General features: G+C 38.4%; 26 protein-coding genes. 2 read left to right on the forward strand and 24 right to left on the reverse strand.

Translation table 11 applies throughout. The features are described from left to right. Nucleotides 1–19 precede the first annotated feature (19 nt). The 22 genes from A5816_RS09285 to A5816_RS09400 form a co-directional block, all read right to left on the reverse strand. Nucleotides 20–1,333, reverse strand: coding sequence for an NCS2 family permease (locus A5816_RS09285; RefSeq protein ID WP_002292548.1), 1,314 nt, complete (start codon nt 1,331–1,333; stop codon nt 20–22). A gap of 293 nt (nt 1,334–1,626) precedes the next feature. Next, nucleotides 1,627–3,180 (reverse strand): hypothetical protein, encoded by a 1,554-nt coding sequence (locus A5816_RS09290; protein ID WP_002375058.1) that lies wholly within the window; start codon nt 3,178–3,180, stop codon nt 1,627–1,629. Between the two features lie 140 nt (nt 3,181–3,320). After that, the gene (locus A5816_RS09295) at nt 3,321–3,545 is read right to left on the reverse strand and encodes a hypothetical protein (RefSeq protein WP_002312725.1); all 225 of its coding nucleotides are present in this window, start codon (nt 3,543–3,545) and stop codon (nt 3,321–3,323) included. Nucleotides 3,546–3,564: 19 nt separating this feature from the next. Then, complete coding sequence (locus tag A5816_RS09300; protein WP_002375060.1) at nt 3,565–3,987, reverse strand: glyoxalase; 423 nt, start codon at nt 3,985–3,987, stop codon at nt 3,565–3,567. Between the two features lie 141 nt (nt 3,988–4,128). Then, entirely contained in the window at nt 4,129–4,839 is a 711-nt protein-coding gene (locus A5816_RS09305; RefSeq protein WP_002375062.1) for a B3/4 domain-containing protein, read from the reverse strand. Nucleotides 4,840–4,856: 17 nt separating this feature from the next. Continuing rightward, on the reverse strand, nt 4,857–5,354 hold the full coding sequence (locus A5816_RS09310; RefSeq protein ID WP_002375064.1) for a GNAT family N-acetyltransferase: 498 nt from the start codon (nt 5,352–5,354) through the stop codon (nt 4,857–4,859). A gap of 36 nt (nt 5,355–5,390) precedes the next feature. Then, a complete protein-coding gene (locus tag A5816_RS09315; protein WP_002292540.1) occupies nt 5,391–5,843 on the reverse strand; it encodes a MarR family winged helix-turn-helix transcriptional regulator in 453 nt (150 codons plus the stop codon). Between the two features lie 135 nt (nt 5,844–5,978). Further along, on the reverse strand, nt 5,979–6,584 hold the full coding sequence (locus tag A5816_RS09320) for an NUDIX hydrolase N-terminal domain-containing protein (protein WP_002375066.1): 606 nt from the start codon (nt 6,582–6,584) through the stop codon (nt 5,979–5,981). A 330-nt stretch (nt 6,585–6,914) separates the two neighbouring features. Continuing rightward, complete coding sequence (locus tag A5816_RS09330; protein WP_086311212.1) at nt 6,915–7,535, reverse strand: zeta toxin family protein; 621 nt, start codon at nt 7,533–7,535, stop codon at nt 6,915–6,917. Between the two features lies 1 nt (nt 7,536). Further along, complete coding sequence (locus tag A5816_RS09335) at nt 7,537–8,406, reverse strand: class II fructose-bisphosphate aldolase (RefSeq protein ID WP_002310673.1); 870 nt, start codon at nt 8,404–8,406, stop codon at nt 7,537–7,539. A 22-nt stretch (nt 8,407–8,428) separates the two neighbouring features. Further along, a complete protein-coding gene (locus A5816_RS09340) occupies nt 8,429–8,836 on the reverse strand; it encodes a hypothetical protein (RefSeq protein ID WP_010731855.1) in 408 nt (135 codons plus the stop codon). Between the two features lie 18 nt (nt 8,837–8,854). After that, entirely contained in the window at nt 8,855–10,144 is a 1,290-nt protein-coding gene (locus A5816_RS09345; RefSeq protein WP_002315985.1) for a PTS sugar transporter subunit IIC, read from the reverse strand. Nucleotides 10,145–10,169: 25 nt separating this feature from the next. After that, nucleotides 10,170–10,472: a PTS sugar transporter subunit IIB gene (locus A5816_RS09350; protein ID WP_002292534.1), complete on the reverse strand. Its 303-nt coding sequence runs from the start codon at nt 10,470–10,472 to the stop codon at nt 10,170–10,172. 35 nt (nt 10,473–10,507) lie between these two features. Beyond that, nucleotides 10,508–12,589 carry a PTS sugar transporter subunit IIA gene (locus A5816_RS09355; RefSeq protein WP_038398400.1) on the reverse strand — a complete coding sequence of 694 codons (2,082 nt, stop codon included), beginning with the start codon at nt 12,587–12,589 and terminating at the stop codon, nt 10,508–10,510. 430 nt (nt 12,590–13,019) lie between these two features. Continuing rightward, entirely contained in the window at nt 13,020–13,784 is a 765-nt protein-coding gene (locus A5816_RS09365; RefSeq protein ID WP_086311213.1) for a TIM44-like domain-containing protein, read from the reverse strand. Between the two features lie 111 nt (nt 13,785–13,895). Beyond that, the gene (gene mdcB / locus A5816_RS09370; RefSeq protein WP_086311214.1) at nt 13,896–14,765 is read right to left on the reverse strand and encodes a triphosphoribosyl-dephospho-CoA synthase MdcB; all 870 of its coding nucleotides are present in this window, start codon (nt 14,763–14,765) and stop codon (nt 13,896–13,898) included. A gap of 21 nt (nt 14,766–14,786) precedes the next feature. Beyond that, complete coding sequence (locus A5816_RS09375; RefSeq protein WP_010731850.1) at nt 14,787–15,872, reverse strand: acyltransferase; 1,086 nt, start codon at nt 15,870–15,872, stop codon at nt 14,787–14,789. A 23-nt stretch (nt 15,873–15,895) separates the two neighbouring features. Beyond that, a complete protein-coding gene (locus A5816_RS09380) occupies nt 15,896–16,489 on the reverse strand; it encodes a malonate decarboxylase holo-ACP synthase (protein ID WP_002342793.1) in 594 nt (197 codons plus the stop codon). A 3-nt stretch (nt 16,490–16,492) separates the two neighbouring features. Continuing rightward, nucleotides 16,493–18,169 carry a biotin-independent malonate decarboxylase subunit beta gene (gene mdcD / locus A5816_RS09385; RefSeq protein ID WP_086311215.1) on the reverse strand — a complete coding sequence of 559 codons (1,677 nt, stop codon included), beginning with the start codon at nt 18,167–18,169 and terminating at the stop codon, nt 16,493–16,495. After that, nucleotides 18,159–18,458 carry a malonate decarboxylase subunit delta gene (locus tag A5816_RS09390; RefSeq protein WP_002292523.1) on the reverse strand — a complete coding sequence of 100 codons (300 nt, stop codon included), beginning with the start codon at nt 18,456–18,458 and terminating at the stop codon, nt 18,159–18,161. Before A5816_RS09390 ends, mdcD begins: the two co-directional genes overlap by 11 nt. A 101-nt stretch (nt 18,459–18,559) precedes the next feature. Beyond that, nucleotides 18,560–20,206: a malonate decarboxylase subunit alpha gene (mdcA, locus tag A5816_RS09395; protein WP_002375084.1), complete on the reverse strand. Its 1,647-nt coding sequence runs from the start codon at nt 20,204–20,206 to the stop codon at nt 18,560–18,562. 6 nt (nt 20,207–20,212) lie between these two features. After that, a complete protein-coding gene (locus tag A5816_RS09400; RefSeq protein ID WP_086311216.1) occupies nt 20,213–21,124 on the reverse strand; it encodes an ACP S-malonyltransferase in 912 nt (303 codons plus the stop codon). A gap of 119 nt (nt 21,125–21,243) precedes the next feature. Between A5816_RS09400 and A5816_RS09405 the strand changes: the two genes are divergently transcribed. After that, nucleotides 21,244–22,101, forward strand: a complete 858-nt coding sequence (locus A5816_RS09405; RefSeq protein WP_002287551.1) for a LysR family transcriptional regulator — start codon at nt 21,244–21,246, stop codon at nt 22,099–22,101. Between the two features lie 186 nt (nt 22,102–22,287). On the opposite strand, the gene A5816_RS09410 is transcribed toward A5816_RS09405, so the two are convergent. Continuing rightward, nucleotides 22,288–22,650 carry an MmcQ/YjbR family DNA-binding protein gene (locus tag A5816_RS09410; protein ID WP_086311217.1) on the reverse strand — a complete coding sequence of 121 codons (363 nt, stop codon included), beginning with the start codon at nt 22,648–22,650 and terminating at the stop codon, nt 22,288–22,290. Nucleotides 22,651–22,793: 143 nt separating this feature from the next. On the opposite strand from A5816_RS09410, the gene A5816_RS09415 reads away from it, so the two are divergent. Beyond that, on the forward strand, nt 22,794–24,233 hold the full coding sequence (locus A5816_RS09415; RefSeq protein ID WP_086311218.1) for a helix-turn-helix domain-containing protein: 1,440 nt from the start codon (nt 22,794–22,796) through the stop codon (nt 24,231–24,233). A 6-nt stretch (nt 24,234–24,239) separates the two neighbouring features. On the opposite strand, the gene A5816_RS09420 is transcribed toward A5816_RS09415, so the two are convergent. Further along, the gene (locus A5816_RS09420; protein WP_086311219.1) at nt 24,240–26,792 is read right to left on the reverse strand and encodes an HAD-IC family P-type ATPase; all 2,553 of its coding nucleotides are present in this window, start codon (nt 26,790–26,792) and stop codon (nt 24,240–24,242) included. Between the last annotated feature and the right edge of the window lie 194 nt (nt 26,793–26,986).

Raw genomic sequence — 26,986 nt, forward strand, 5'->3', positions numbered from 1 at the left:
CGCTGATTTCACAACCTCTTTATTTCACATTCAATATCCACATGAATCCCACGAATACAAAGAACAGACCATACATGATTGGAGATACTTCTTTTCCTCTTTTAGCCGCTAACATCGTAATTGGATAGAAAATAAAACCTAATGCAATCCCATCTGAAATACTATAAGTTAAGGGCATGCCGATCAAGATCAAGAAGGAAGGGATCGCGATTTCTAATTTTCCCCATTCGATTTGACGTAATGATTGAGCCATTAATACTCCTACCATGATCAATGCTGGTGCAGTTACTTGTGAAGTAACAACTGACAGTAATGGAGAAAAGAACAAACCTAACAAGAAGAAAATCCCTGTAGTAATAGCTGTGATTCCTGAGCGTCCTCCAACAGCGATTCCAGCTGACGATTCTACGAATGCACCAACAGGAGAAGTACCTAATAAGGAGCCCGCAAGCATAGCTGTTGAATCAGAAGCTAAAGCTTTCCCTACACGAGGCATCTTGTTGTCTTTCATAAAGCCTGCTTGATTGGCTAATCCAACTAAAGTTCCTGCTGTATCAAAGAAAGTCACAAGCAAGAATGTTAGTACTACGACCCACATTTGAAGAGAATTGATGTCCCCTACATGTTTTAACGCAACTAAAAATGTTGGTTTCAAACTTGGTGCTGCGGCAACAATTTCAGAAGGCATTGGAATCAAACCTGTGACCAGACCTAAAATCGTTGTAGCTGCCATCCCGATGAAAATGCCACCTGGTACACGTCGAACAAGCAAGATAGCCGTGACGACTAATCCAAAAATCGTCAACCAAGTAGAACCAACGTTGAGTGATCCTAATCCTACTAATGTAGATTCGTTCGAAACGATGATCCCACCTTCGCTCAGACCAAGGAAAGCAATAAATAGACCGATACCACCAGAAATCGCATATTTCAAATCTGCTGGGATCGCATCAATGATCATTTCCCGCAGTTTGAAGATTGTAATCAAAATAAAGATCAAAGAAGCAACGAATACGCCGGACAATGCTGTTTCCCATGGGATCCCCATCCCTAAACAAACAGAATAAGCAAAGAAAGCATTGATCCCAAGAGCAGGTGCCGTTCCAATTGGATAACGAGCTAATACCCCCATCAAAATACAGCCGATCGCACTGGCTAATGCAGTCGCAGTGAACACCGCTCCTTCATCCATTCCAGAAGCACCTAATACAGTTGGATTTACAAATAAGATATAGGCCATTGAAATAAATGTCGTAAATCCTGCCAGTACCTCACGTTTTACCGTGGTGTTCAATTTTTCTATTTCGAAGTAGGAAAGTATTTTTTCCTTCATCTTCCATCCCCCTAAATCCGAACATTATAAATAAAGTCCGTTAAAATTTCGATTTATTAATAAAACAACGTGTTTTATCATATACTAAAACAAAACATAAGTAAACAAAAAATTCGGATTTTGAGCAAAATCCGAACGTTCTATTTGATTAAAAAATCCATATTTCCACTATTTGAGATTCTTCTTTATAGAGAGAAACATTTCTTTATTGTAAATAAAGAAGACAAACCTAACTTATTTATTAGACTTGTCTTCTTTTATCTACATTACATCATTTAGTGAATGACCACAAACTAAGAGATTCTTTTTGTCTTCTCTTTTTCAATCAACAGTCCTATCATTATTATCGCAGGTACAAAAATCCCCATAGCGTATCTAGGACTAGATTCCCAGATCAATAAAAATGCAAAATAACCAGAAATATATATGTTACTCAAAAAAACTAGTGGATTTATATTCTTGAAAAATTTTATACTGGTAAAAATAATTCCAAGATAAACCAAGTATTGAATCACCATCATTACAGCGTATAAAATCAATCCACTTGTTTTACTTCTGAATACCCACATATTCTTTTCATTTTTTCCTGTACCCAAAAATATTTCAAATGATGATTTTAGATCACCTGAGCTCCAAGTAACTGCAACCTTATTATTGATTGCAGCTAAGAATTGCTTAAAATCCATCGCATTCAATCGTTCTTTTATGATAGATAGGTGCTTTTCTTCCACTTCTTTTTTAGGCATTTTTTTATCCAAGAACATATCCCATGTAAATCTTTGATCGGCGCTAGAATAAGCACCCACTACCCAACGATACTTGTCATCTCCAGATAAATTATCAGGAATAGGCGTATTGTTCAATCCCATCATCAAATAATGTGTATTGGGCTGTCCATAGTGACTATTCGGATAGAGTTTTTGTGCATCGATAAATTGTTTCCACCCAAAATTTCCTAAAACTAAAAAAACTAAAGGAAGGAATGCTAGCAACCGCCATTTCCCAGTATGATAAAAAGCAAAGAATAAAATCATCGCTAAGATCAAGATAAGACCCGTCCCTTTACTTATAAAACCAATCGTGCTAGTTGCTGTTGCAAGCAGTACATAAATAATGTTTCTATTCACATACTGTTTCTTCTTATTTACATATTTAGTTATAAAAAAGAATGTGGCTGAGCCAAAAAACAATGAAAGTATATCCGTATAGGCTACAGGAACATGTAATGTTATCTGGACGGCAAATAACATGATTTGAATAGTAATCAATGTTGCAAAATTACTAACTTTCAAATTTCTCAGAGAAAGAAAAAGAAAGATGATCGTTATTAGATGAATGCCACAAAATACTGCAATGATCGGATAGTAATTCGTACCAAAGAAAAATTGTATTCCCCTAAAAATATACATCAGCAATAGGTTTTGAGGATTGGAATACATATAATTATATCCCCAATTTTCTCCAGCCTTCAATTGCTCTAAAAATTTTAGTGTAATAGCAGTATCATCGACTGGTTGATGAAAACCAATAAATCTAATAAAAAGAAATAAGCTGACTGCATAAATAACTAACTCTAACCCAAATATATAAAAGAGCAGTTTGTCACTTAAATCCCAATCTATTCTTATTTTCTTTAATAAATTTTTCAAAATAAAAAATAGAAGAAATGCAAAAAACAGACAAAATATATTAATAACTATAGTAACTTTTGGTGAATAACTATCTCTGAATAAAGAGAATATCGCACCTATCCTTGGCGAAAAAATAGTTGATGCCATCGCCCAAATCATAAAAAAAATAACTAGTACTGCAAATAATCTATATATCCCTTTGATACCCTTTTCCATCTGCTACTCCTTTCATAACTACAATAACCATATAGTTATTTTATAAAAAATAAAACTTACTAACAAGTAGCAGTACTTTATTGTTGTTTATTTTATTTATCCGGTTGATAGAAATGAAGCTTCTATCCAAAAATTTCCGTTCATTTTTTTGCGTACCCTTTATTCATCCTTTTCTGCTCTTCTTTGATGAATTCTTTTGTATCGACAGGATTTAGGTTATTTAGTCCGCCAAAACCTGTATCGACCATTTTTCCCCAGCCTTTTGTCTTCTTTTTTCCTGATTTGAGATTCCTTGCTCGAAGCTTCTCACTATGTTTTGCTCGCCGATACTTCAAATAACCTTCTAGCCTTCCCATTAGATCCACTGTTTATCCTCCTTTTTATTCAATCAGACGACTCAGCTTTTCCTATAACAAAATAATTGCCTTCAGGGTCCGAAAAATTGAAAGTCAAGACGCCATTGTTGTCTGTGATTTCTCCAGGTTCGTCCATGTTCTCGTAGATAGTTTCAAATTCATCCGTAAAAAAGACTAAAGAAGGTGGCGGTCCCAATACTTCTGGTGAAAATTTCTGCACAAATACTTTTGGGAATACACCTAATTCTAATTCTTTTGAGATACTCAGCACAATACTCTTAAATTCTTCTGGCAATTCAATCGTTTCTGAAATTTCTGCACCAATTTTTTCTACAAAGAATCGGCAAATCATCTCTACGTCATTGACATAAAGCATCACACGTGTTTTTTGTATCATCGTTTGACCCTTCTTTCTAGTTGATTTTCTTTCCTGTCTATAAACTGATTCCATTATATCACGAAAGCGCGAACACCTTGTGTTTGATCCTATTCAAGAAAAATAAAGCAATAGTTTCTAGACTTGCTTTCCTCCACAAACTTTTTTTACAAAAAAAGAACGGCAATGAATGCCGCTCTTCTTTTTTCGATTCTTTTATAATTCTGCTTCTGATTCATCTTTGGTTAGTGTGTGTCTGACACTGGTCACGCCAAATGTTTGATCAATTTTTTCCTTCAACGCTTCGATTGCCTGTGCGCCGCGTGCCGCTTGTTCAGCATTGATAGATTCAATGACCAGCACCGCTGCTTGCGTTTCTTCCGTCAGCATCGTTCTTTGGGCTTCACGCCAGTTGAGACAGCGACAGATTGCTCCTTGTTCATCATAGTAGATGATTTCTTCTGGAAGTGCCGGAGCATCGGAATCTGCACCTAAAGGCAGGAATGATTCGCCACCTTGGGCTTTTCCTAGATGCAGATTTCCTGAAATCTTTTCGATATCTTCTCCGCCGCAAGGTACGCCAAAAGACAAGGAAATACTATTATAAATATCTACAAGCGGATTGATTGGGAAAAATTCCCGTTCTTGATTTGCACGTTTCAGTAAAGCTTCAATAGAAGAACGTGCACCTTTTTTAGTCTTGAATGTGGTAAAAGCCTGACGCCACTGAGCAATGACTTCGTTTTGGCTGAATGTTTCTTCCGTAAGGTAATTTCTTGCTTCTTTTGCCGCGCTATTCAATAATTGATGATACGTTTCTTCATTTTCTTCTGTTACGTGATTATCGATACCACTCACGGATAAGATTTCGATGGTTGCTTCAGGAAATACTTCCCAGAAATCGGCATCCACTATTACTTTTTTCATATGTTTACACCTCTTGATTAGAATAATTGTTTGATAAATAGATAGTCTGTTTGGGGATCATCTCCCATATAAAAAACATGTTCGCTGTACTTGGTAAATCCTCTTTTGCGATAGAAAGCGAGCGCAGCATCGTTGTGTTCCCACACACCGAGCCAAATGGCTGTTTTTTGCTTTTCTTTTGCTTTTTTGATAGCTGTATCTAGTAAAAATGTACCGATACCTTGATGTTTAAATTTTTTTCGTACATAGATTCGCTCGATCTCTAAAAAATGATCATCCATTTCCTCAGATTGACTCGTTCCTATATTTAGTTTCAGGTAACCCGCAGGCTCTTGGTCGATACTTACTAGTAAAAAATCGGTTTCTTTATCTTTTAGCTCTTCTGTAAGTTTTTCTGGCGCATAAGCTTGTCTCAAGTAAGCAGTTAGATGCTCCGGCGAATTATCTTTTCCAAATGTATCTGTAAATGTTTCGATACTGATTTGTTGTAGTAAGTCTACATCTGAAGGCGTCATTTTTCGAATTTCGTATTTATTCACGGCTTCTTCCTTTCAATAGATCCTTTTATTACCTTTTTTGACAAAATTCCAATCTTCGCTAACATTCTTGCATACTTTCTTTAAAAGATATTCCAATTGTTTTGCTTCCTCGTCAGACAGACCATTTAATGCGACTGCATTAGAGTAGTTGTTTTCTCGGATGATGAAAGGATAGATTTCTGCTCCTTTTTTAGTCGGATAGAGTTTCTTGATTTTTTTATTTTCTTTATCTTCCAAACGTTCGATCATCCCATTGGATTCTAATTTCTTGATTGCTCGTGCAGTCGTTGTACGATCTACTTTGATCATTTCTGCTAGTTTTTCTTGGATGATTCCTGGATTTTCGCAAATACGTACTAAATAAAGATACTGCCCTCTTGTTAAATCAACTTCTTTGAATTCGATGTTGCTGATAGAATCCAGCGCTCGGGCAATCATTCCGATGTCTCGAAGAATTTCAGCCATTTCACCCCACCTTTATTTTGTTTGTAAGACTAGTTTACCTCTTTTTGTTGCAAATGCAACTATTTTTTAATAAAAGAACGAGTTCTTTTTAGAGAACTCGCAGAGTAAACAGCTTTCTTCTTTTACGAAAAAAACTTAATCGCAATAGAGCTGGTTTTTGTTTTCTAAAATAAGCAACTGCTTCTTTGTTGTTCGTTTTTCTGATAGCTTTGGCAGCTCTTCTATACTAAAAAATCCCATATCGGAAGTTTCATTGTTCTCAATAAATTTTGCATCTTCGTCGTGGATCGTACAAGCAAAAACAAGCTTATAATACTGAAAAAGCTGCGGAATATCTTTTTGTTTATTCGTATCAAAAACCGCTCGCAGCTGAGTAGATTCTACTGTTAAACCCGTTTCTTCATAGACTTCTTTACGCACATTTTCTTCAGGGGACAAACCTATTTCGGCAAATCCGCCTGGCAGTGACCATTCTCTCGTCCGTTTATCTTCGATTAGTAGGATCTTGCCGTCCTTTTTGATATAGGCACGAACATCGACTTTTGGTGTGGGATGACCTTCTTCAATAACTGTAAGTGCTTTTATTTCTTCGAAAGTTTCTTTTCCTATTTCACTGATCAATTCCAATGAGATCGTCCGAATCTCTTCAAATCGTTCTTTATCGAATACATCTTTTCCATAATACAGACCAGCTTGAGAAAGTGCGAGCAGTCTTTTGTATTGAGCCAACTTGTTATTCATTCTCTTCCCTTCTTTTCAGCAAATGTATGACTATGTAATCAAGTATAGAAGACTGACCTAATTACGGCAAATAAACACAAGGAAATCGGCAATAAATAAAAGAATATTAAAAAAACATTTTAGAACAAAAAGGCATTCGACTCCTCTGGGGCTGTGAATAAACGATGTTCAAAAGCTTGCATCTACGGTAATAAGCCCAACCAAACGAAAAATAGGAGGAGCTATTTTTCGTTTGGCTGTTCTTATTACTTGATGCAGGACAGCTTTTTCACAACCTCAAGAGAAGAGCCGCCTGTCTTTATTATCTGTCACTATCAAACCATTTCTTCGTTACTTATTGTCATTGATTTCTTTTTCTAATTTATCCAATAGTGGAGTGTAATCCACTTGAGTATAGTCTGTTACATCAAATTCATATAGTGTTCCTAACTGAAATTCATCATATTTTCGGTCAGTGATGATCTTTTTGAATGCTTCTTTCGTAATATGGTTCGTCCCTTTCGATCGATCTTCCAATATGTCGCCATAGTGATAATGATCCATGATATAGCTCAAGTGACGATCTGGTTCACGATCACGTTTGTACCGACGTTGCCATAACACTTCAAAATCTGCTGTTAGGCGAATCGTCATTACCTGATATCCGTATTTTTCTGCTAATTCTTGGAGTCGAGTTTTTTGCTTATCACTAAAAGGATACTCGGACACAATCACTTTCTTTCCTGCTTCCATATACAGATCAAGTGCTTTGTAATAGAAAGGATAAACTTTCGTCCTTTCTTGTTCCGCCCGTTCTTCCAAGTTGTTAAAACCGATGGATTCTGCATAATATTCCTTGATTTCATCGAGCGTGATGGCATACATATCTGGAAATCGTTCCCGTAGTTTATTTATAAGATATGTTTTTCCTGTACCAGGACTACCAGCTAGAAGAATGAAATACTTTTTCATCTCATTTGTTTCCTAAGTTAATTGGACTTTCCAAGTTCATAAACAGTCCAATCTTATGCTTGACAATTTCTTTTACTGCTTCATTTGCTGGAATCACATTATGGCGAAGAGACTTGTTGATTTCTGTTTCACTAAAGGTTCCTTTAGCCACTTTTGTCCAGTTGACTAAAAGCTCCGTTCCAACATTGAATTTGCGGATCCCGTTATTGATCAATTCGGGATAATCTTCTTCTTTCACACCTGTTCCGCCATGGATAACGAGGGGAACATCAACTACTGCATCGATTTCTTTCAGCAAGGGAATGTTCACTTCTGTTTTTGATTTGAATTGTCCATGATTCGTACCGATAGCAATAGCTAATGCATCCACACCTGTAGCTTCTACAAATTTCACTGCGTCTTCCGGTCTTGTATATACCTTGTCATTTTCAGCGACATGGATTCCTTCTTCTGTACCGCCGATCGTTCCAAGTTCTCCTTCTACGGAAACACCGTGTGCATGGGCATATTCTACCACTGCTTTCGTTTTCAAGATATTTTCTTTGAAAGGCAGATGGGACCCGTCATACATGACAGAAGTATATCCGCTATCGATTGCTTCTTTGATATCATCAAAGTCTCGGGCGTGGTCTAAGTGCAAGACTGCATCAACCATTTCTTCTTCTGCAATAGCTGTCATTACATTGACTAACACATGCATGCCAATATATTTTGCGGTGTCGACACTTGTTTGAATAATGATCGGCGAACCCATTTCTTTTGCTGCGCCTAGCATAGCAGGAAGCATTTCTAGGTTATGCGTATTAAAAGCTCCAACTGTAAAATTCAACTCTTCTGCTGTTTTTGTTACTTCTTTCAATGTTGTATACATCTTTTATTGCCACCTTATCTTTTTATTTGTTTCCTTTGATCGTTACTTGTTTTGCAATTTGTCGCATCTCATCCATTTTGCCCATGTAGTAATCGATCCCTTGATCATCACCCGCACGAGCAGCATCTGCACGCTTCTGATTATAGAGGCTCATCAGTTTTTTATACCCATCTCCGATCGTCTGTTTATTTTCCAAGCTCTTTTCTAAATATTGGATGGCTTGATCGTTCTCATACAATTCAGAAAATTTAAGTCCAACTTGTTCATAAAGTTCCGCTAATTTGGGCTTCTCTTGGGTCGTTGAAATCTCTTGATTTAATTGTGTAATCTCTGATTGAATCTTTTCGGTCGCTTCTGGCGAGAGGACTTTTTCCTCTTTTATCGATCTTTTTTTTGGTTCATTTTCTTTTTTCTTAAAAAATCCGAACATCATTTTCCCTACTTTCAATTAAAATGCTTTCAAAATTGGGCTTAAGATCCAGGCATATAAGAGTGCGGCGGCTACTGTATCTACATCGGTTGCTGTAGCATTGATGAATCCCATCGAATTAAAGATCGTTACTAGCAAAGCAGGCAATAATGTAATAAAGAAGCCATGAGCAATACCGCCAATGATCGCTCCTCGACGTCCGCCAACTGCGTTACCAAATATCCCCGCTGTTCCTCCGGCAAAGAAATTCGTTAGCATACCTGGTAAAATCATCGCTAAGCCGAACATCGGCAAAGTGAACATGGCAATAATCGTACCGATTGTTGTCGTAATGAAACCTAAAATAACAGCATTTGGGCTATAGGGAAAGAAAACTGGACAATCTAAGGCAGGAATCGCATCAGGAACTAATTTCATTGCTATCCCTCGAAATGCCGGCACGATTTCACCTAACAGTAGACGTACACCAGCTAGCAATACATACACACCCACTACGAATTGGATGGCTTGTAAAAAGGCAAACATGATATAGTTTTGATCTCCTGATAATTCAGAAGCGAATGGTTCACCTGCAAACAAAACAGTGATGATATATAGTGGGACCATCACGACCATGACAGACAAATACGTATCTTGCAGAAACTCGAAATGCGTGGGCAATTTGATCTCTTCAATCGATTTTTTATTTTCACCTTTCTCACCAAAAAGCTTAGCCACGCCAGCTTCAAATAAGTATCCAATCGTACAAAAATGCCCTAAAGCAATATCATTCGATCCTGTAATCTTACGTATAATTGGTTGCGCTACTGCTGGCATAGCAATGGCGAAACAAGCTCCGATAAAACCACCGACTAAGATCAATACGATCCCTCGCAGACCGGCGAAATAACCAAAGACCGTCGTCATCGTCGCCATCCATAAAATGGCTTGACCAGTTAGAAAAATGTACTTCCATTTTGTGAAACGAGCCAAAATAATATTGAATACAAAAATGGCTAAGAACGTCAGTGCAATATCTCTACCTAAACCTAAATCATTCATTGCTTGCCCATTGATAGACTCAATAGAAGGGATGATTCCTTGCATATGGAATCCTTCAGTAAAAATTTTCCCGAAATAAGTTAAACTTCCAACAATGATACTCGAACCGGCACTCAACACTTGGAATCCTAGGAGTGTCTTTAACGTGCCAGAAATGACTTGTCCTGCTGATTTCTTCTGCAGCAGTAGACCCAACATAGCAATCAATGCAATGGTGATCGATGCCTGAGTCAAAATATTTTCGATGATAAAATTGATAACGCCCATGTTTTTATCCTCTTTTCTTTTTTATTTAGATAACTCCCTTATCTTGTAGAACTGGGGTGATTTTTTCTTCAATTTCATTTTTCGAGACAATATTTTTCAAATAGATCATCGCTGTTTTAGGATCGACTGAGAATTTTTCGAACTGCGAGCGAAAATTTTCTGCTGTGATGATCACATCTGGTTTCATGGACACTGCAGAAGAAATATCACAATGGTCCAGTTTGGCTTCTACTCCTAATTTGTTCAAAACATCCTCAGCAGACATCTGTGCTGCAAAACTGCTTCCTAAACCTGCGCCGCATACGAATAAAATGTTCAATTTGTTCATCTTTGTTCTCCCCCGTATCATTTATTATTTCTCAACTACTGAAAAAGCAGTTGTTTGAAATCTTCAACATTTGTGCACTCGATCAATCGATCCAACTTCTCTTCATTATTGATCAGTTCGATCAGTTCTTTCATGATGTTCAGATGCGAGTAGGAATCTACTGCCGCTAAACAAAAAATAATCTTTACTGGATCCATTTCAGGATTACCGAAATCGATTGGTTGCTCAATCGTAGCTACGCTGACTCCTAACTTATTGACCCCATCTTCTGGTCGAGCATGGGCTAGCGCCATGTGTTTGCCAATCACGATATATGGCCCGTATTCATTCACTGCACGAATCATCGCTTCGACATAGCGTTCTTCAACAATGTTTTCTTTGACCAATGGTTTAGCAGCTAGTTCAATTGATTCCTCCCAAGTAGCGGCTTTTTCTTTGATCATGATATTGCTGTCCGTCAAAATATCTTTTAACATAGGCTGGATCTCCCTTTTGTTGATTTCTAGATTGTTTATTTCAAATAATTTTTCCAACTTGCCATAGATGATGCGGTCCACTCGGCCACCACTTTCTTCCATGACACCGATTATTTGAGTGAATAACTGCGTCGATTCATGACTGTTAGGTTTTAACCGCTGCAGTTCTTCATTTCTTTTCAAAAAGTCTTCTATAACTAAAATATTCGTCTCAGTCAAAATTGGATCGACAACTAAAAGCGGCTTATTTCGATAATTCAATTGAAAGGTGCTGAAAACCAGATCGACATCCAGTTTATCCACTAATTCGATTTCTTTTGAACTTAAAACTGCAGTAATCTCGATTTGAGGAAATTTTTCTTTCAGATTTTCTGCTAACAGATTCCCGGTAGCCATGCCGTGATTACAGACAACAACTGATTGATAAACATAATTCAGGTCTCGCTTGATCACACTGGCAATCGTCGAAAAGTGGATGACAAGAAAAGCTATCTCGTCCTCCAGTATCTTGCCGCCAATTACTTCTTCGATCGTAGGAACAAAATGAGTGACTGCGCGGTGGATTGGAAAATAATTTGTTCGGATGTTTTCTTTCAATGGATTCATGACTTGAATAGCATGCTTGATTCTTATGATTAGTGCAGCCATGTGTTTATAGAGATTTTCGAATAAAGCTTCTTCTTTTAGATGAAAAGGTATGTGTGTCTCGTTCTCTACAAATTGGATCAATTGGATCGTTAGTAGTTGAGCTTGTACCCACTCAATCGAATTGGAGATATCTCTAGCATTGAACGTCTCGATAGTGAAACGAAGATAATTTCTTTCTACTTGTGGGACATTGTCCAATTGAAATTCCGTGATCATGTAGTCAATAAATGCAGAGAAGCTGCTGTCTTTTATTTCTGTATTTTTCCAATTAATGGCAGAGATGAATTCATGTTTCCTGATTCGCTGGATCCAGATCAATGTAAAAAGCAGAATTTGCTTTTTATAAATATCATCCTCTTGTTTTAACAACTTATTGGAATAGATCTCCTCTATTTTTTTGATTTCCACCAAAGGAAAATAATGAAAAAAGATTTTTTGAGCCGGTGTTAGTTGTGCATCTTGATTCATAAAGAAGTCGGTCATCCCCAGATTCTGATTGATAAAATCATAGATCATCGTACGGATAGATCGTTCTGAACCTTTATAAACCAGTCCCTGCTTTCCATAACTAACGATCTCGATTCCATAACTGACCAGTGTTGCTCGTAATCGTCTCATATCTTCATCTAACGTACTTTTAGAGATTTGAAATTCTTCTTCTTTTTTGTTTAGATGGATCGGGTTTCGGCTGTAAGCAATGGCTAAAACTAAATCAAAAATACGTTCCCGCCGATTCAAAAAGCCGTCTTTCACATCTTTTATTTCAGTTTCTAATCGAACTTGCTTGTCATTCTCCAGTTTCAACAAAAAACCTTTGTTGCGAATTGTTCTGATTTCCGGAAGCTTTTTACTGCTCAACCAGATATTCGCTTCAAGAACTTCCTGACGGATTGTCCGCTGACTGACATTGAACTCATCTGCTAGATGTTCCGCTTTTACTGGATATTGGGCTGTCATGATTCTGTGAAGTATTTCAATTGTTCTTGTTTTCATAGAAATGATCTCCTTCTGATTTCAAGTATATGGTTCCGCTTACATAATAAAAAGTAGATATTTCTGCCACTTGAAGTGGAAAGAAAGTAAGCATAGCAAACAAAAAATAAGCCGTATGCTTTTTCAACTTCTCAACGAAAAAGACATACGCCTATTATTACAAAAATTTTGCCCATCTATACAAAAAAGAGGTCATGAAAAAGCTGTCCTACATCAAGTAATAAGAACAGCCAAACAAAAATAGTGCGTCCTATTTTTCGTTTGGTTGGGCTTATTACCGAAGATGCAAGCTTTTGAACACCATTTAGTGGAGAGGTTGTGACAGAGATGTTCAGCCTTATTGCCGATAGGCTATCTCTGGAACACCGTTTATTCGAAAAAGGAGCTGCGACAAGACTTTTGTCACAGCTCCATTCATAAATATTTCCTGTCAATCCAGCATAATCGGCTGAATAAAATCGGCCTGCCATCTTTTTTCTTTCTCAGAAAAATCAAAATACCATATCTGAGAGAAATACTGTCGTTGCGTCGTACTTCCTGAGATCAAGCGTCCATCTTTTCGATCAACTAAATAATCACAGCATCTGAAATCAATTCGGATGGCAAAACTATTCTCGTGGATCTGTCGATAATTTCCTACTTCCTGAATAGTTACTTTTTTGGTATGATTTCTTACACCGTCTGCTTTGTTTTTTTGCAGAACTTTCTGATGTTCGGCAAACAGCTTGTCTGTATAACAGCTTCTGGCTTTTTCAGGAGTTTCTTCTTCCCAAGCGGATTGGATCTTCATGAATATCTTTTGGATTTCCAGAAACTGTGCTTTCTTTTCTTTAGCCGTTCCTGACATGCGAGACAATATCTCCGCTTTCAGTCTTTTCTTTTGTCTTTTATTCTTGACGATAGAAAAAGCAGAAACCCCTCCTACTGACAAAACAGCTAATGCAAGAAATCCCGTTTGCTCATAACTAGAAGGACCTGTACTTGGACCATAATACCCATAAGAATCTCTGCCGTAAGAACGACTGCCAAAATAACTGCCCCCATATGAACGACCGCCAAATGAACCTCTGCCCGAACTTCGACCGCTAGATGTTCCGCCGCCATGACCACCCGCGATAGCGAAACCTTGGGTCGGCAGAGCAAACAAACATAGGCCCACTAATAAAATGATTGCTAAATAATTGATTTTTTTCATTGTCTTCCTCGTTATCTTTTATTACAAAAAACTATTTTTATCATAGCCTTGCCAAAAAGAAGAGTCAATAACCAGATACATAAACTGTTTTTTTAGCAGTTTTGTCTTAATTTAATCATTGAGTGACATCGGACAGACATATGTGTTGGCAGTCCATATTTCCTCTATCTTCAGCATGAACAAGCTAGCAGACAAAAGATCTGCGCTTCCTCCAGGAGAGATTTGGTTTTCCTGACAAAAGTGCAACAGTGCTATAAATGGACGATTTGGTAAAGCACTTTGACTAGCAGCATGAGCAAGTTTTTGCATTTCCACTAACGTTTTCTGATCACTGCGATGCAATACGCAGGTGTCATCTAAGGAACTCATCAAAACTAACAACATATGCATTTGTTTCTGTACATCAGAATCATTATCTAGCTCCTTAGCAGCTTGGATTGCAAGCCTGATATGCGGATAACCCAACACTGCTTCTTCATATGCACCATTTACGCCGTATTTTTGCTTCACCGTATGCCCATGAGTGGTTTTTTTATGACGATATTTTGTATCAGGAAAAGCAGCAAGCTTGCTGACATCACCGAGTATTTCCGTTAAAGAAAAAGGCTGTTCCATACTGATTTTTTGTGCAGTCACACTGGTCAATAGCCCCATTGCCCAAATCGCTCCTTTATGGGTATTGATGCCATCTGTAGCAATCAACATTGCTTTTTCCGCTTTCCGTCCAATCTCAGCAATCTTTTCTCTTAACTCCTGATCGATAGCATGTTGCCATGCTATTTGAGCCATTTCTTCAAAAAAAGGAGTCAGCGTCTTCGCAGACTTAAGAAATAAAGCATAGTCCATATCGGAATGTGCACCCGCATCCAGTGCATCCACTAATCCAGGTTTTGGGCTTAATGTTACTTCTGCGAGCAATGCTTCCTCTACCAACGCAGCGAGTTGCTGAGTCACTGCTTTTTTTCGTTCGTCATTTATCATGACACTCACTCCTTCTTTCTATTACTTGTTGAAACCTTTTTTGATGGCTACCCAAATGATGTGAAGCAACCAGCTTAAAGCAAATGCACAACTTGCCGTCATTAGATAAGCTACAAGAATCATGACTCCTGAAGGTAACTGCAGCCAACTATCTTTAAACAATAACAACAGTACTTGGAAAACAAATACATTGGCTAAATACGTACGGTAAGCATAAACAGACAACCATTTAAACAATGGTAATTTTGGCGAATCGTTTACAATCATTTTTGAAGCGCCCATGAAGACAGCAAAGATGATGACTAAACTGTACAAACTTTGGATCGTATTCAAGTAAGGCGCATTCGCAAAGCTCAAGTCTCCTGGATGTGCGAGCAATGAACGGACAGAAAAGAACGCGATAACTAAGCCAACAGGTAAGAAAAGATAACGTACTCTGTCCAAATATTGATAGACTTTTTCGTGATAAACAAATGCGGCTACCCCATAAATCCCGTAAATCATGAAACTAGCAACAAACCGATCTAACAAGTACCAGCTGTCATGATAAGGACCAGTCAATACTTGTGTTTGATAGAACAGATACCATGCAACATATAAAATCGTTGAACCAATCAATACTGGCCATACATATTTTTTATTAGCAAATACTTTGTAACCGAGCCAAACAAAAAACGGCATGAACAATTGAATCTGCAGCATCATCACGGTATACCATAAATGAGGCGCTCCATCACCTGTGACATATTTCAGTAAAAAGCTTGCAGTATCCGTATACGGAGTTTGTTGTTGGACTGCTGGAAATAGCCAAAGATAAGCCGTCGTCCATAGAAGATACGGAACGACTAGTTCAAAAAACTTTTCTTTCAAAAATTCCCAATAAGACAAATGCTGACTTGTTTTTACCATATTATAGACAATTGCAAAAATAAACATTGGTGCTGTGTATTTAACGATGACGTAAAAGGTACCAAGAAAAGCTGTATTTGTTGCGCTGTGGCTGTTTGCCAAAGCAAAGCTCAATATCGTTTGCATCATAACAGCCGTTACAGCTGATACTTTCTGGAAGTCACTTACGTTGATTTTGATTTTTTTGTTTTCAAACATCTCTTTCTCTCTCTTTTTCTTTATTACCAAAGTTCTTTGGTTAATTTAGGTCCTTCGACTGTTTTCAATAGAATTTTTTTCTCTGGCTCTCTCAAATACTCTTTTAGTGAAAAACCGCCTTGCCGAGTCACTACTTGGGTATCGAATTGCTCAAAAAAAGCAGGATGCGATCGAATTGCCTGAATTGGCAATTCAATCGGTGAATCTGCGTACAGCAGCAAATCAAAATCACTGGTTTCTTTTACTGCCGGAATCCCAGTTGATAATTCAAATCCTAAGCTGCCGCCGATTCCCCACTTGCATCCTGATAATATGTTTCTAGCAGCATGAAATTGCTGATAAACAGGATAATCCATGATTTTCTCTTGTCTATACGATTCTTGTTCGATGATGTCCCACGGATGAATGACTTGTTTGACAGCATGTTTTGAGATTTCTGTTGCCCATCTCTGATTGCGGGCAGGGCCACGTAATCCAATCGGTAGTATTTCGGCGTGATCTGTCGACGCACGACGGACTGTTCCGAACATCTTTTCAGTTAGAACGACCCATTCAGGCAAGGGGAACCTTTCTATTTCATGTTTATCAAAAAGAACAATATCATGTGCTTGAATCATTTTTTATGCATCCCATTCTTCGTCCATTTTGGCACGGACTTTATTTGTTTCGACACGTCCGAATGTTTTGGCTGTTTCGTTCGTGTATCGATTTGTCAGCATCGTGTCATTTGTATTGCGGACATCTTGAATGGCTTCATTGATTGCTTCGATGACTTTGTTGACATTTTGTTCTGAAGCAGCTTGGTCGGTGATATCTTCTAGGAAATGATAGATCGCTCCTAGTTTTGTATAATTATTGATATCGTAAGCGATAGCTGGAACTTTTTCAGCAGCTGCTTCGATTTCAGCAACCGAACGTTTTGTCACACGTGCAGCACTTTCTTTAGACATCGCTTGGACAGTGATTTCTTTATTGTTTAAAGCAATCAAGCGGCTTGATTGTAATCCATGCGCTAAAAATGCACCTGAAATAGCATTTCCTGCAATCAATCCAATAACTGGATGTCCAGCTTGACGGAGTTTTGCATAAGCAGCAGCACTATTAGCCAAAGCCACATGAATACCAATTAATTCTTCGTTATAGCCGTATGCTTGGCTTGGTACATCGATCACAACGACGATTGGCCGTTTCACTTTTTTATCTTTATCTTCTTCGTAAACGTGATCCAAAATTTGTCCCATGCGGAAACCTTCAACTAAACCAACTTCACCGTTTCGTACACGGTACATCGGGTTTTTAGGATCAGGTACGATTGATGTCACGATGGCTTCTTCTATGAATTTACTTGATTTACCATAATACACAGTACTAATAGAAGAAGTTGGATTTTTCATGCCAGTTAGTGCCGCAAACCAATCGTAACCAACACTTGCTGCAGCTGGTTCATTTCCTTCTGCTACTTCTGGTAAGCCCATTGATTTTGCTTGATGGTTAGCAATTGCTTCATTGTAATCGTCAATGGACATTGGTTTTGAAAGATCCAAAGAATCAAGTAATGATAAATAAAATGCTGAGCTTTCACTGCGATGCGTGTCTTTTCGTTCGTCCATTGCTGCGATGACAGCAGCTTTGATTGCTTCTACACTATCAGTCACTAATTCATCAATGATTTTTGATTCTACCCGTTGACGAGATCCTAATGTATTCCAAATCAAGTCTTTGTCACTAGAATCAAATTCTCGAACACCTGCTTCTTGTTCAATAACTTCTGGTCCATTCAAACCGACTCTCGCTTTTTTTGTTGCGATCAAATAACTCATCAATGCTGAAGTAATCGACATACCGCCAAATGATCCTACACGTCCTGGAATCAAACCGATGACTGGTACATATTGTTTTAGAGCAATGATTACATTTCCGATTTCTGAAATAGATAACAGTCCGTAGTTCGCTTCTTGCAGACGAACACCGCCTGTATCTAGTACGATGACTGGAAAGATTTCATTTCCTTTTTTGTTTTCTTCTAATACATGTTCGAGTGCAGCAACGATTTTTGCACCGGAAACTTCACCGATACCGCCACCTTGGAATTTTCCTTCCATAGCGATTACTACTGCTTGTTTGCCATTGATCGTGCCACGGCTGACAACGATCCCGTCATCACTTTCAGGGACGATTCCTTGTGCTGGCAAACTTGGCGCGATGATTTGATCAAATGGATCAATCAATTCACGTCCATTGTCAAGTAGAGCGTTCACTCGTTCTCTGGCGTTTAATTCTACAAAACTATTTTTCATCTGAAAGTTCCTCCATTGCTTGCGTCAATCGTAGGTACACAACTCCTGGTGTAGCACCGAAGTCATTGATCACGATATCTGCTGAAATTGGATAACGATCAAAAAATCTCGTTAATACGTTGTTCCATACTTCGCCGAAGCCATCGCTTCCTGTACAGATTTTTACAGTAGATTCTTTTTTTTCTGTTGGAAACATCAAGATTTCCAAATCACCTGAACCGACCACTCCTACATGGATTTTCTTATTGATCGGCTGTTTCGTTGGATATTTATAAGCTAATTGTTCCATGGATCTCTCCCCTTTTTGTAAAACAGAGCATACACGTTCTGCTTATTCGTCTTTCTTCTTCCATCTGGGTAAATGGCGACAAAAGGTTTTCCTCGCCAATTTTATGACCAAGTTCTGAATTTCATTGGTGGTTCATATAGGCCATCTGACCATTCGATCAAATCATCGATGGTTTGTGCAGCTAATAATGAACGTTTCGCTTCACTACGTTTGATGCCTAGATCTTCTGGTAATTTCACGATGCCGGCTGCACGCAAACGGTCTAGTGATTCTTTAGTACTTGTCATCCCAAGAGGTGTGACACCGCCGATGGCTGCAATTGCTGCTTGTCGTTCTTCTTTTGTTTTTGCTTTGTACAAATAAGCAATTCCTTCTTCTGTCACGATATGTGTAGTATCTTCGCTATAGATCATCACTGGAGCATTGGCTAAGCCTGCTTGTTTTTGAACAGCTAATGCATCTAATTCTTCGACAAAGACTGGTTTTTTATTTGAACCATATGTTTCAACCATTTGAACAACTAATTTTTGTCCTTTCCCTAATGGATCATCATTGTCGCGAAGTGATTGCCATGCTGGTGTAGAATGACGACGACCGCCAGGATTATGTCCCATGTTAGGCGCACCGCCAAAACCAGATAAACGTCCTTTTGTTACGGTAGAAGAGTTTCCTTCGTAATCTAATTGCAAGGTTGAACCGATAAACATATCGATGGCATATTGTCCTGCAGCTTGTGATAATGTTCGGTTACTGCGCATCGTGCCATCTTTACCGACAAAAAAGACATCGGGGCGAGCAGCAATATATTTTTCCATACCAACTTCGCCACCAAAACTATGGATGCTTTCAACCCAACCTGATTCGATGGCTGGAATCATCGTTGGATGTGGGTTCAATACCCAGTTCTTCGCGATTTTCCCTTTCAACCCTAGTGATTCGCCATAAGTTGGCAGTAACAATTCGATAGCTGCTGTATTAAACCCAATACCGTGATTCAAAGATTGTACGCCGTGTTCTGCGTAGATTCCTTTGATTGCCATCATTGCCATTAGGATTTGCAATTCTGTGATGTTTTGAGGATCTCGTGTGAATAAAGCTTCTAATTGATAAGGTTTATCTGCTTTCACGACAACGTCTACCCAGTCACCAGGGATATCAACACGTGGTAAAGAATCGACAACTTCGTTGACTTGAACGATCACGATACCATCTTTGAAAGCTGCAGCTTCGACGATTGTTGGTGTTTCTTCCGTGTTGAAGCCTGTGTACAAGTTGCCGTCTTTATCTGCTTTATCTGCAGCTACTAAAACAACATTTGGAATCAAATCGATGAATAAGCGTCCATAAAGTTCCAAATAAGTATGGATATCTCCTAATTTCATTGTGCCGTCTTCAATCATTTGGGCGACACGCAAGCTTTGTGCACCAGCATAAGAGAAATCGATCTTGCTTGCGATTCCTTTTTCAAAAATATTCAAATGTTCTGGTCGTGAGATACTAGACATGATCAAATGCAGATCATTCACTTTTTCTGCATCTACTTTTTCAAGACTTTCTGAAAGAAAACTTGCTTGTTTTTGATTGTCGCCTTCTAATACAACTTTGTCGCCGGGAGCAATCAGTTTTTCCATTACTTCTACGATTTTTTCAGTTTCTACATACTTGCCATTGAGCAAGTTGCTGATTTTTTCCAATCGCTGCGCTTTTTTTTCGCGTTTAGAAGCCCAGTTGCGGTTTGGTTTTTCCATAATTAGTCATCTCCATTTTTGATATAGAAACGTGGCGTCATCAATACCATGTTGGTCTAGATTGATCGTACGGATCCCTTTATCTACACCAAATTTTGTATGAATCAGCTTTGTCAAAGTATTGCCGGGGGGAAATTCAATCGTCAGATCCATTCCTAATTCTTTTGCCAAGTCCATCATTTGATTCCATTGCACAGGGAAAGCTAGGTTTTCCAACAGATCTTTACGAATCTCTTCTGCGTCCTGAGTGGCTCTTCCATCCGTATTTTTTATATACAAACATCTAGCATCAGATAGATGGACAGACTGCATATACGGCTTGAATTTCTTGACCGTATCATTCATCAAGAGACAGTGAGATGGCACAGGAACTTTCAGCAGCTTCGCTGTTTGCGCTTGGTGCCGTTTGGCTTCTGCCAACGTAACGGATAAACCTTCGATACTCCCAGATAACGTATGTTGCATCGGACAATTTTCATTTGACAGATAGACTGGGTGGTCAGGATTAAACGTTTTTGCTACAATTTCCTCTGCTTCGCTTCTCGTCACACCTACTACTACGCCCATTGCATAACCGCTTGGATAAGCTTCTTTCATCAAGACTGCGCGGTGATAGACTAGTTCCGCTGCATTCTCAAATGTCAAAGATCGACAAGCAACAGCTGCACAAAAAGCACCGATCGAATGTCCTACTGCAATATCAGGCTGAATACCGTTTTTTTCCATTTCATCTAAATAAAATACTGCTTTTGTCAGTAATGCTAGCTGGATAAAAACCGTATCTTGATAGTTTTCTTCTTTATCAACTAACCGATACCCCGTCACATTTTCTAAACGTTCCATGTACATTTCAGGGATATCCGCTAACATCCCTAACTTCTGACTGCCTTGCCCAGGAAATAAGAAACCTGTACTCATGAGCCTCGCCTCCTTAGCACTTACTTTTTCCACTGCTATCTTAGTCAATTTCTGCTATAATAAAAAATGCCAAAAAAAGAAAAAACCATAACAAAAAGGTATGGATGGGATGGATAATTATGAAATTGCTTCATCTACAGTATTTTAAAAAAGTGTTCGAAACAAAAAATGTTACCCAAGCAGCCAAAGAATTATTTATTTCTCAACCTGCCTTGAGCCGTGCGATCAAACATTTGGAAAACGAATTAGGTGTCCCTTTGTTTTACCATAGCGGCAGAAACATTGAGACAACTGTTTATGCAGAAGAATTCTATCCGTATGCAGTCAAGACATTAGACACATTAGAAGAAGGAATCAAATTATTGTCTTCGGTCAATGAGAAGATCGTTACTTCCGTCATTTTGTATTTAGAAGTAGCCTCTGTTTCTATTCCGAACTTAGTCCGAATTTTTATGGAAAAGCATCCTGATATCCAATTAACGATCATGCAACATCATTTACCAGATGATATTACCGACCCTGTACTGTACATCACTTCGGAGATGAAGCCTGGCATGACCAATATTCCTATCATGAAAGAACCTGTTTATGTAGCCATTCCTAAGAAACATCCTCTTGCGAAAAAAGAACATCTGCAATTAGAAGATATCCAACGCACCCCCATCTTGATGCTGTCAAAGAGCAATGCCTTCCGTCATACACTGGATGCAGCACTTGAAGCGAAAAGTATCGAATTGACGATCAGTTCGACGACAGATGATCCTGCGACATTACGTTCTATTGTCAAGCAAGGCTTAGCTGTTAGCTTTTTCCCAAAAGTTTCTTGGTCTTACGATAAAAATGATCCTTTCGTCTTGCGGGAAATCAAAGATTTGCCCTTGACACGAACAATTTATTTATCTTCTAGCTTCACAGAAGATCATCCTTTGATCAAAATGATTGCAAAAACGATGCGGGAATTTTATTTAGGAAAATAAAAATAAAAGAGCTGGGACAAAATTCTTGTCGCAGCTCTTTTTTCGAATAAACGGTGTTCCAGAAGTAACTTCTTCAGAAATAAGCCCAAATTTCCCAAAAATTTGAGAAGCAATTTTCGTAAATTCCTTCTTATTTCTTGAAGCTAAACATTTCTGTTACAACCTCTTCTCTATTTTTCCTAGAATTCATTGCGTTGATTTGAAACTTCCATCAATCAAACCTGCTAGTTCATCCAGTTTTTCTATTTTACGTAGATCAACAGAGATCCAATGTTCTTTATTCATGTGATAGGCTGGAAAATACCCCTCTTTTCCTCGCAAAATTCCGCCAAGTTCAGGATCTACCTTCAAATCAAGGATGTCGATGATTCTATGGTCACTTGCATCATCATAGATTTTTTCTTCTGGAACAGACATCAGTACCCCAAACCATTTTTTGCTTTTTTGATGTCTGAATACGCAATAATCAGGAAATTTTTTAAAAATATATTCTGGAGACACATTGTATGTTTCATCGATGTAATCGATTAGTTCTTTTTTCGTTAGCATCTGCTTCCATCTCTTTCTTATTGATTCGCTTTATTCAAAGATACCACGTAAGAATAGAAAAATGAATACTGGTTGAAAAATCAGATGAAACTTGACCACCGTTTATTTTCTCCGTATTCTTAGAATAGAAGGGAGTCTGATTTATGTATTCACTAATGAAAAAAATCATTACCGAAAAAGATATTCGACGGCATGTTTCTTTAGTCGAACAATTGCTGAATCATACAAAGATAACCGTAAATGAATTAGCTGAAATCATAGGGACAACCGAACGAACGATTTTTTCTGACCTTCAATCTATTCGCTCTCAGCTGCCCGAAGGCTGGGACATCCTCAGCGATCAAGCAGGGATCAGTTTGCAAAACCAGCAAAATTTATTAACAAATGACCTTTGGGAGATTTTTTTCAAACAATCAGTCAGTGTCGAACTGCTGAAAAATCTGCTTTTTACAAAAAAAGTTGCTGTCCCTGATTTTCTAGCCGACCATGGGCTTTCTTATGGAACATTGAAAAGACATGTGACTAAAATCAATCAGCGTTTAGCAAGTTACGACTTGCAGATCGATTTGACGAAATATACAGCTTGTATTCTTGGAAAAGAGCGTGCGATTCGTACTTTCTATCATCGATTGCTGATTCCTTTCACTCATAACAACTATTTTTTCGAGGATTATTCGATCCATGAATCCCATTATTTTCAATTTTTAAGAAACCTCAGTCAAACTGAACTAGCTGTTGAAACAGAAGAGATTTTCGGAACATGTTGGTTCTTTATCAATACGATCCGTATAAAAGCGAATTGCCGATTAGATTCTTCTATCCATATCAACAGCACACTCTCCTCCCTGTATGACTCTGCATTGAAAAAATTGTATTTAACGGAAGGTATTTATCTTAAAGACACTGAGCTTTCTTTTGCTTCTTTCTGCTTTCTGGAAAGTTGGAATTACAACAATAACTATGGACAAGAAACTGCTCGATGCTTGCATCATTCTCCATTTTTCGAACGCTTCGAAACTTTTGTAGAGGAACTAGCTTTGGAGCTGTCTCTTGATCAACTAAAAAAAACATCGCTGACTGATAACTTGGCTCTCCTCGTATTAAAATATCATGAATCGCCGATATTGATTGAAGCATTGGACCGTCAATACCATCGTTTTTTAGAAACATATGATCAGCAATATGCACACTTGTATCAGCAGAAAGAGAATTTACTGAATGATCTAAAAAAAGAAATGGAAATCAATGAACCGAATTTCTTCCTTCAACTCTTATCTTTACTGATCCAACAAACGATTTTTTCTATCAAACCGAATTTGTTCAATGTCTATTTTATTTTTCAAGGAGAACCTTCCTGGAAGGCGTTCTTGCAGCAGGAATTAAAAGATTATCTAGGAAAACGTGTCTGCTTCTTACCTATCGAACTAACCGATCTTTCCACTATTTCTTTTGAAAAAACAGATATCTTGATTTCCAATTTCCCGCTGGATTCTCTAGATATCCCTATTGTATACATTTCTTCTATTCCAACGAAAAATGAGCTCAATCGTTTGACTGAACTCACTTTCAAAACTTTTTTATAGTAACGGCTAGCGACTGAATTCTCTAGCTGTTTTTTCTTTTTTGCGAAACAGTTTATTCATGATCCCTTTTTCTATTTCTACAACTAAGAATAGAAGAATCACATTTGCCCCAATCAATAACTGTTGTGTCATCGTTAAACTTACTGTACCGATCAGCTGCTGGCCGATTGGCAGAAAAATAACCATCCCCTGCAATAAAGCAAGGATACCCAATGAAAGAAAAAGCGATTTGTTTTGCAAAAGACCTTGGTTCAATGACGGCTTGGACAACTCTCTGCAATTGATCATGTAAACAGCTTGAGCTAAGACGATATTTTGCAGAAGAATGGTTTGCTGTAAGCTTTGCCCTTCAAATTGCATAGCCAATAAATAGGCAGGAACCATGATCAGTAGTGCGACATAGATGATCCGAAACAAATGATAACCTGATAGGATTCCTTGCTTTGGGTCTCTTGGTGGACGCTTCATGATTTCTGGATCTGGCGACTCGAACCCTAATGCATAAGATAAAGTGATTGTCGTTACCATATTGACCCATAAAATCTGTACTGGGGACAAAGGTAGCGGCCGATTCAGTATCAGCGCCCAAATCAAGATCAATCCTTGAGCTAACGCAGTTGGTAAGAAGAAATTGATGGTCTTTTGCAAGTTATCCAAAATGCGCCGACCTTCTTTTACGGCTTTTGCGATCGTATGGAAATTATCATCTCCTAAAACCATATCAGCTGCCTGTTTGCTTACTTCACTACCTTTGATTCCCATAGCGATTCCTATATCGGCTCTTTTCAAAGCAGGTGCATCATTTACGCCGTCTCCGGTCATTCCAACGATTTCTCCATTTTTCTGCAAAGCTTTCACGATTCGCAGTTTGTGTTCTGGTGTCGTTCGAGCAAATACATCGACTTTTGGTACTTGTCGTATCAACTCTTCTTCAGACATAAGATCCAAATCGATCCCTTCTAAAACTTTAGCAGTATGTTTTAAGCCAATTTGTTCCGCAATCGCTTTTGCTGTATCTTTGTGATCCCCCGTAATCATTTTCACTGAGATTCCTGCTTGTTGGCATTCCTTTACAGCTTTGACTGCACTTTCTTTTGGCGGATCGATCAACCCGGCAATCCCTGCAAAAGTTAATTGGGTTAAAGACTCATGCGTGAGTTCCTGTTTCGAATCTACTTTTTTGTAAGCAAATCCTAAAACACGCTGACCTTTTTTCGCAAGCGCTGTGGCTGTTTGACCCCATGCTTCTTGTTCTGAAGAAGAAAGAGTTGATTTAGCCAATAATACTTCTGGCGCACCTTTGACGTAAATCACCGCTCCTTTTTCCTCCGCATGCATCGTTGCCATATATTTGTATTCAGAGCTGAACGGAATTTTTGCTTCTATTTTTTTCAAAGGTAGATTGGCTGTTTCGGTGTGTCGAATCAGTGCAAGTTCTGTCGGATTGCCACTTAAATTTTCTGTTTTCTGTTCTTCTTTCGTCTTTAATTCCTGACAATTTTTCATAATAGACAGTACGCGAGTTTCTTCTTTTGCTGCTACATCCACAACTGTCATTTCATTTTTTGTCAATGTCCCTGTCTTATCTGAACAGATCACTGTCATAGAACCTAATGTTTCTACCGAAGGAAGTCCTTTGATGATCGCCTTTTCTTTTGCCATTTCATGTACTCCGACAGATAGGATCATGGTCAACACAGCTGGCAATCCTTCGGGTACCATTGACACCACCAAAGCGATCATAGCTGAAAGAAGGATATGCCAATCCATGCCATAGCGGAATGTTGTAAAAACAACTAAGAACAAGATCAAACAAAGTATGCCTTGAAAAATTTGTTTGTTCAATCGGTTGATCTTCTTGATCAGAGGCGTCGTTTGTTGTTCGACCGATTGCAGTGCTTGATTGATTTTACCGATTTCTGTCGTGTTTCCTGTTTCTACAACGACACCGACTGCAGAACCAGATTGTACAAGCGTTCCTGAAAAAGCCATATTTTTTTGGTCACCGATTGATTCTTCTGCTGCCAAAACGGAATGATTTTTTTCAGATGCTTCTGATTCTCCCGTCAAAATCGATTCTTCTACTAGTAGATCATGTACTTCGATCAACCGAACATCTGCTGGAACGACGTCTCCGGCACGTAAGACAATGACATCTCCTTTTACTAGTTCTTTCGCAGGGATTTTTTCTTGCATCCCGTTCGATAGTACTATCGCTTCTTGTCCCATCAGCTGCTTCAAACCATTCAACGATTCTTCTGCTTTTCTTTCTTGCCAATAACTAACGAGTCCGTTGACGATCACTACGAATAAAATAATACTTCCTTCGATGTATTCGCTCGAAGCAAATTTCAAAAAAGAGGCAATGATCAACACGATCATCAGCAGATCAGTAAAGTGTTTTGCTATTTTTTTCCATCTTTTTGTCTGCTGTCTTGCTTCTATCTCATTATATCCTTGATCAGTCAGGCGTTTCTGCCGTTCTTCTTGCGACAAGCCTTCTGTTGATGTTTGATAGTTTTTCAATGTATCTTCTACCGTCACTTTGTACCAGTTCATCCTATCCCCTCCTACTTAATTGATACTTTTATTATACGTAGGGAGATTTTTCAGGCGTATCGATTATTTCAGGGAAGTCTGAAATAATTCGTTTTTCCGAGCAAAAAACATAAATATTAGATTGTCGCTTGTTGCCTCTTATAGGATAACAGCACTTATCTCGTGGGAAAAATAGATGGAAAACAGGGGGAATA

It is taken from the genome of Enterococcus sp. 3G1_DIV0629, from assembly GCF_002141285.1.
GTDB lineage: Bacteria > Bacillota > Bacilli > Lactobacillales > Enterococcaceae > Enterococcus_B > Enterococcus_B lactis.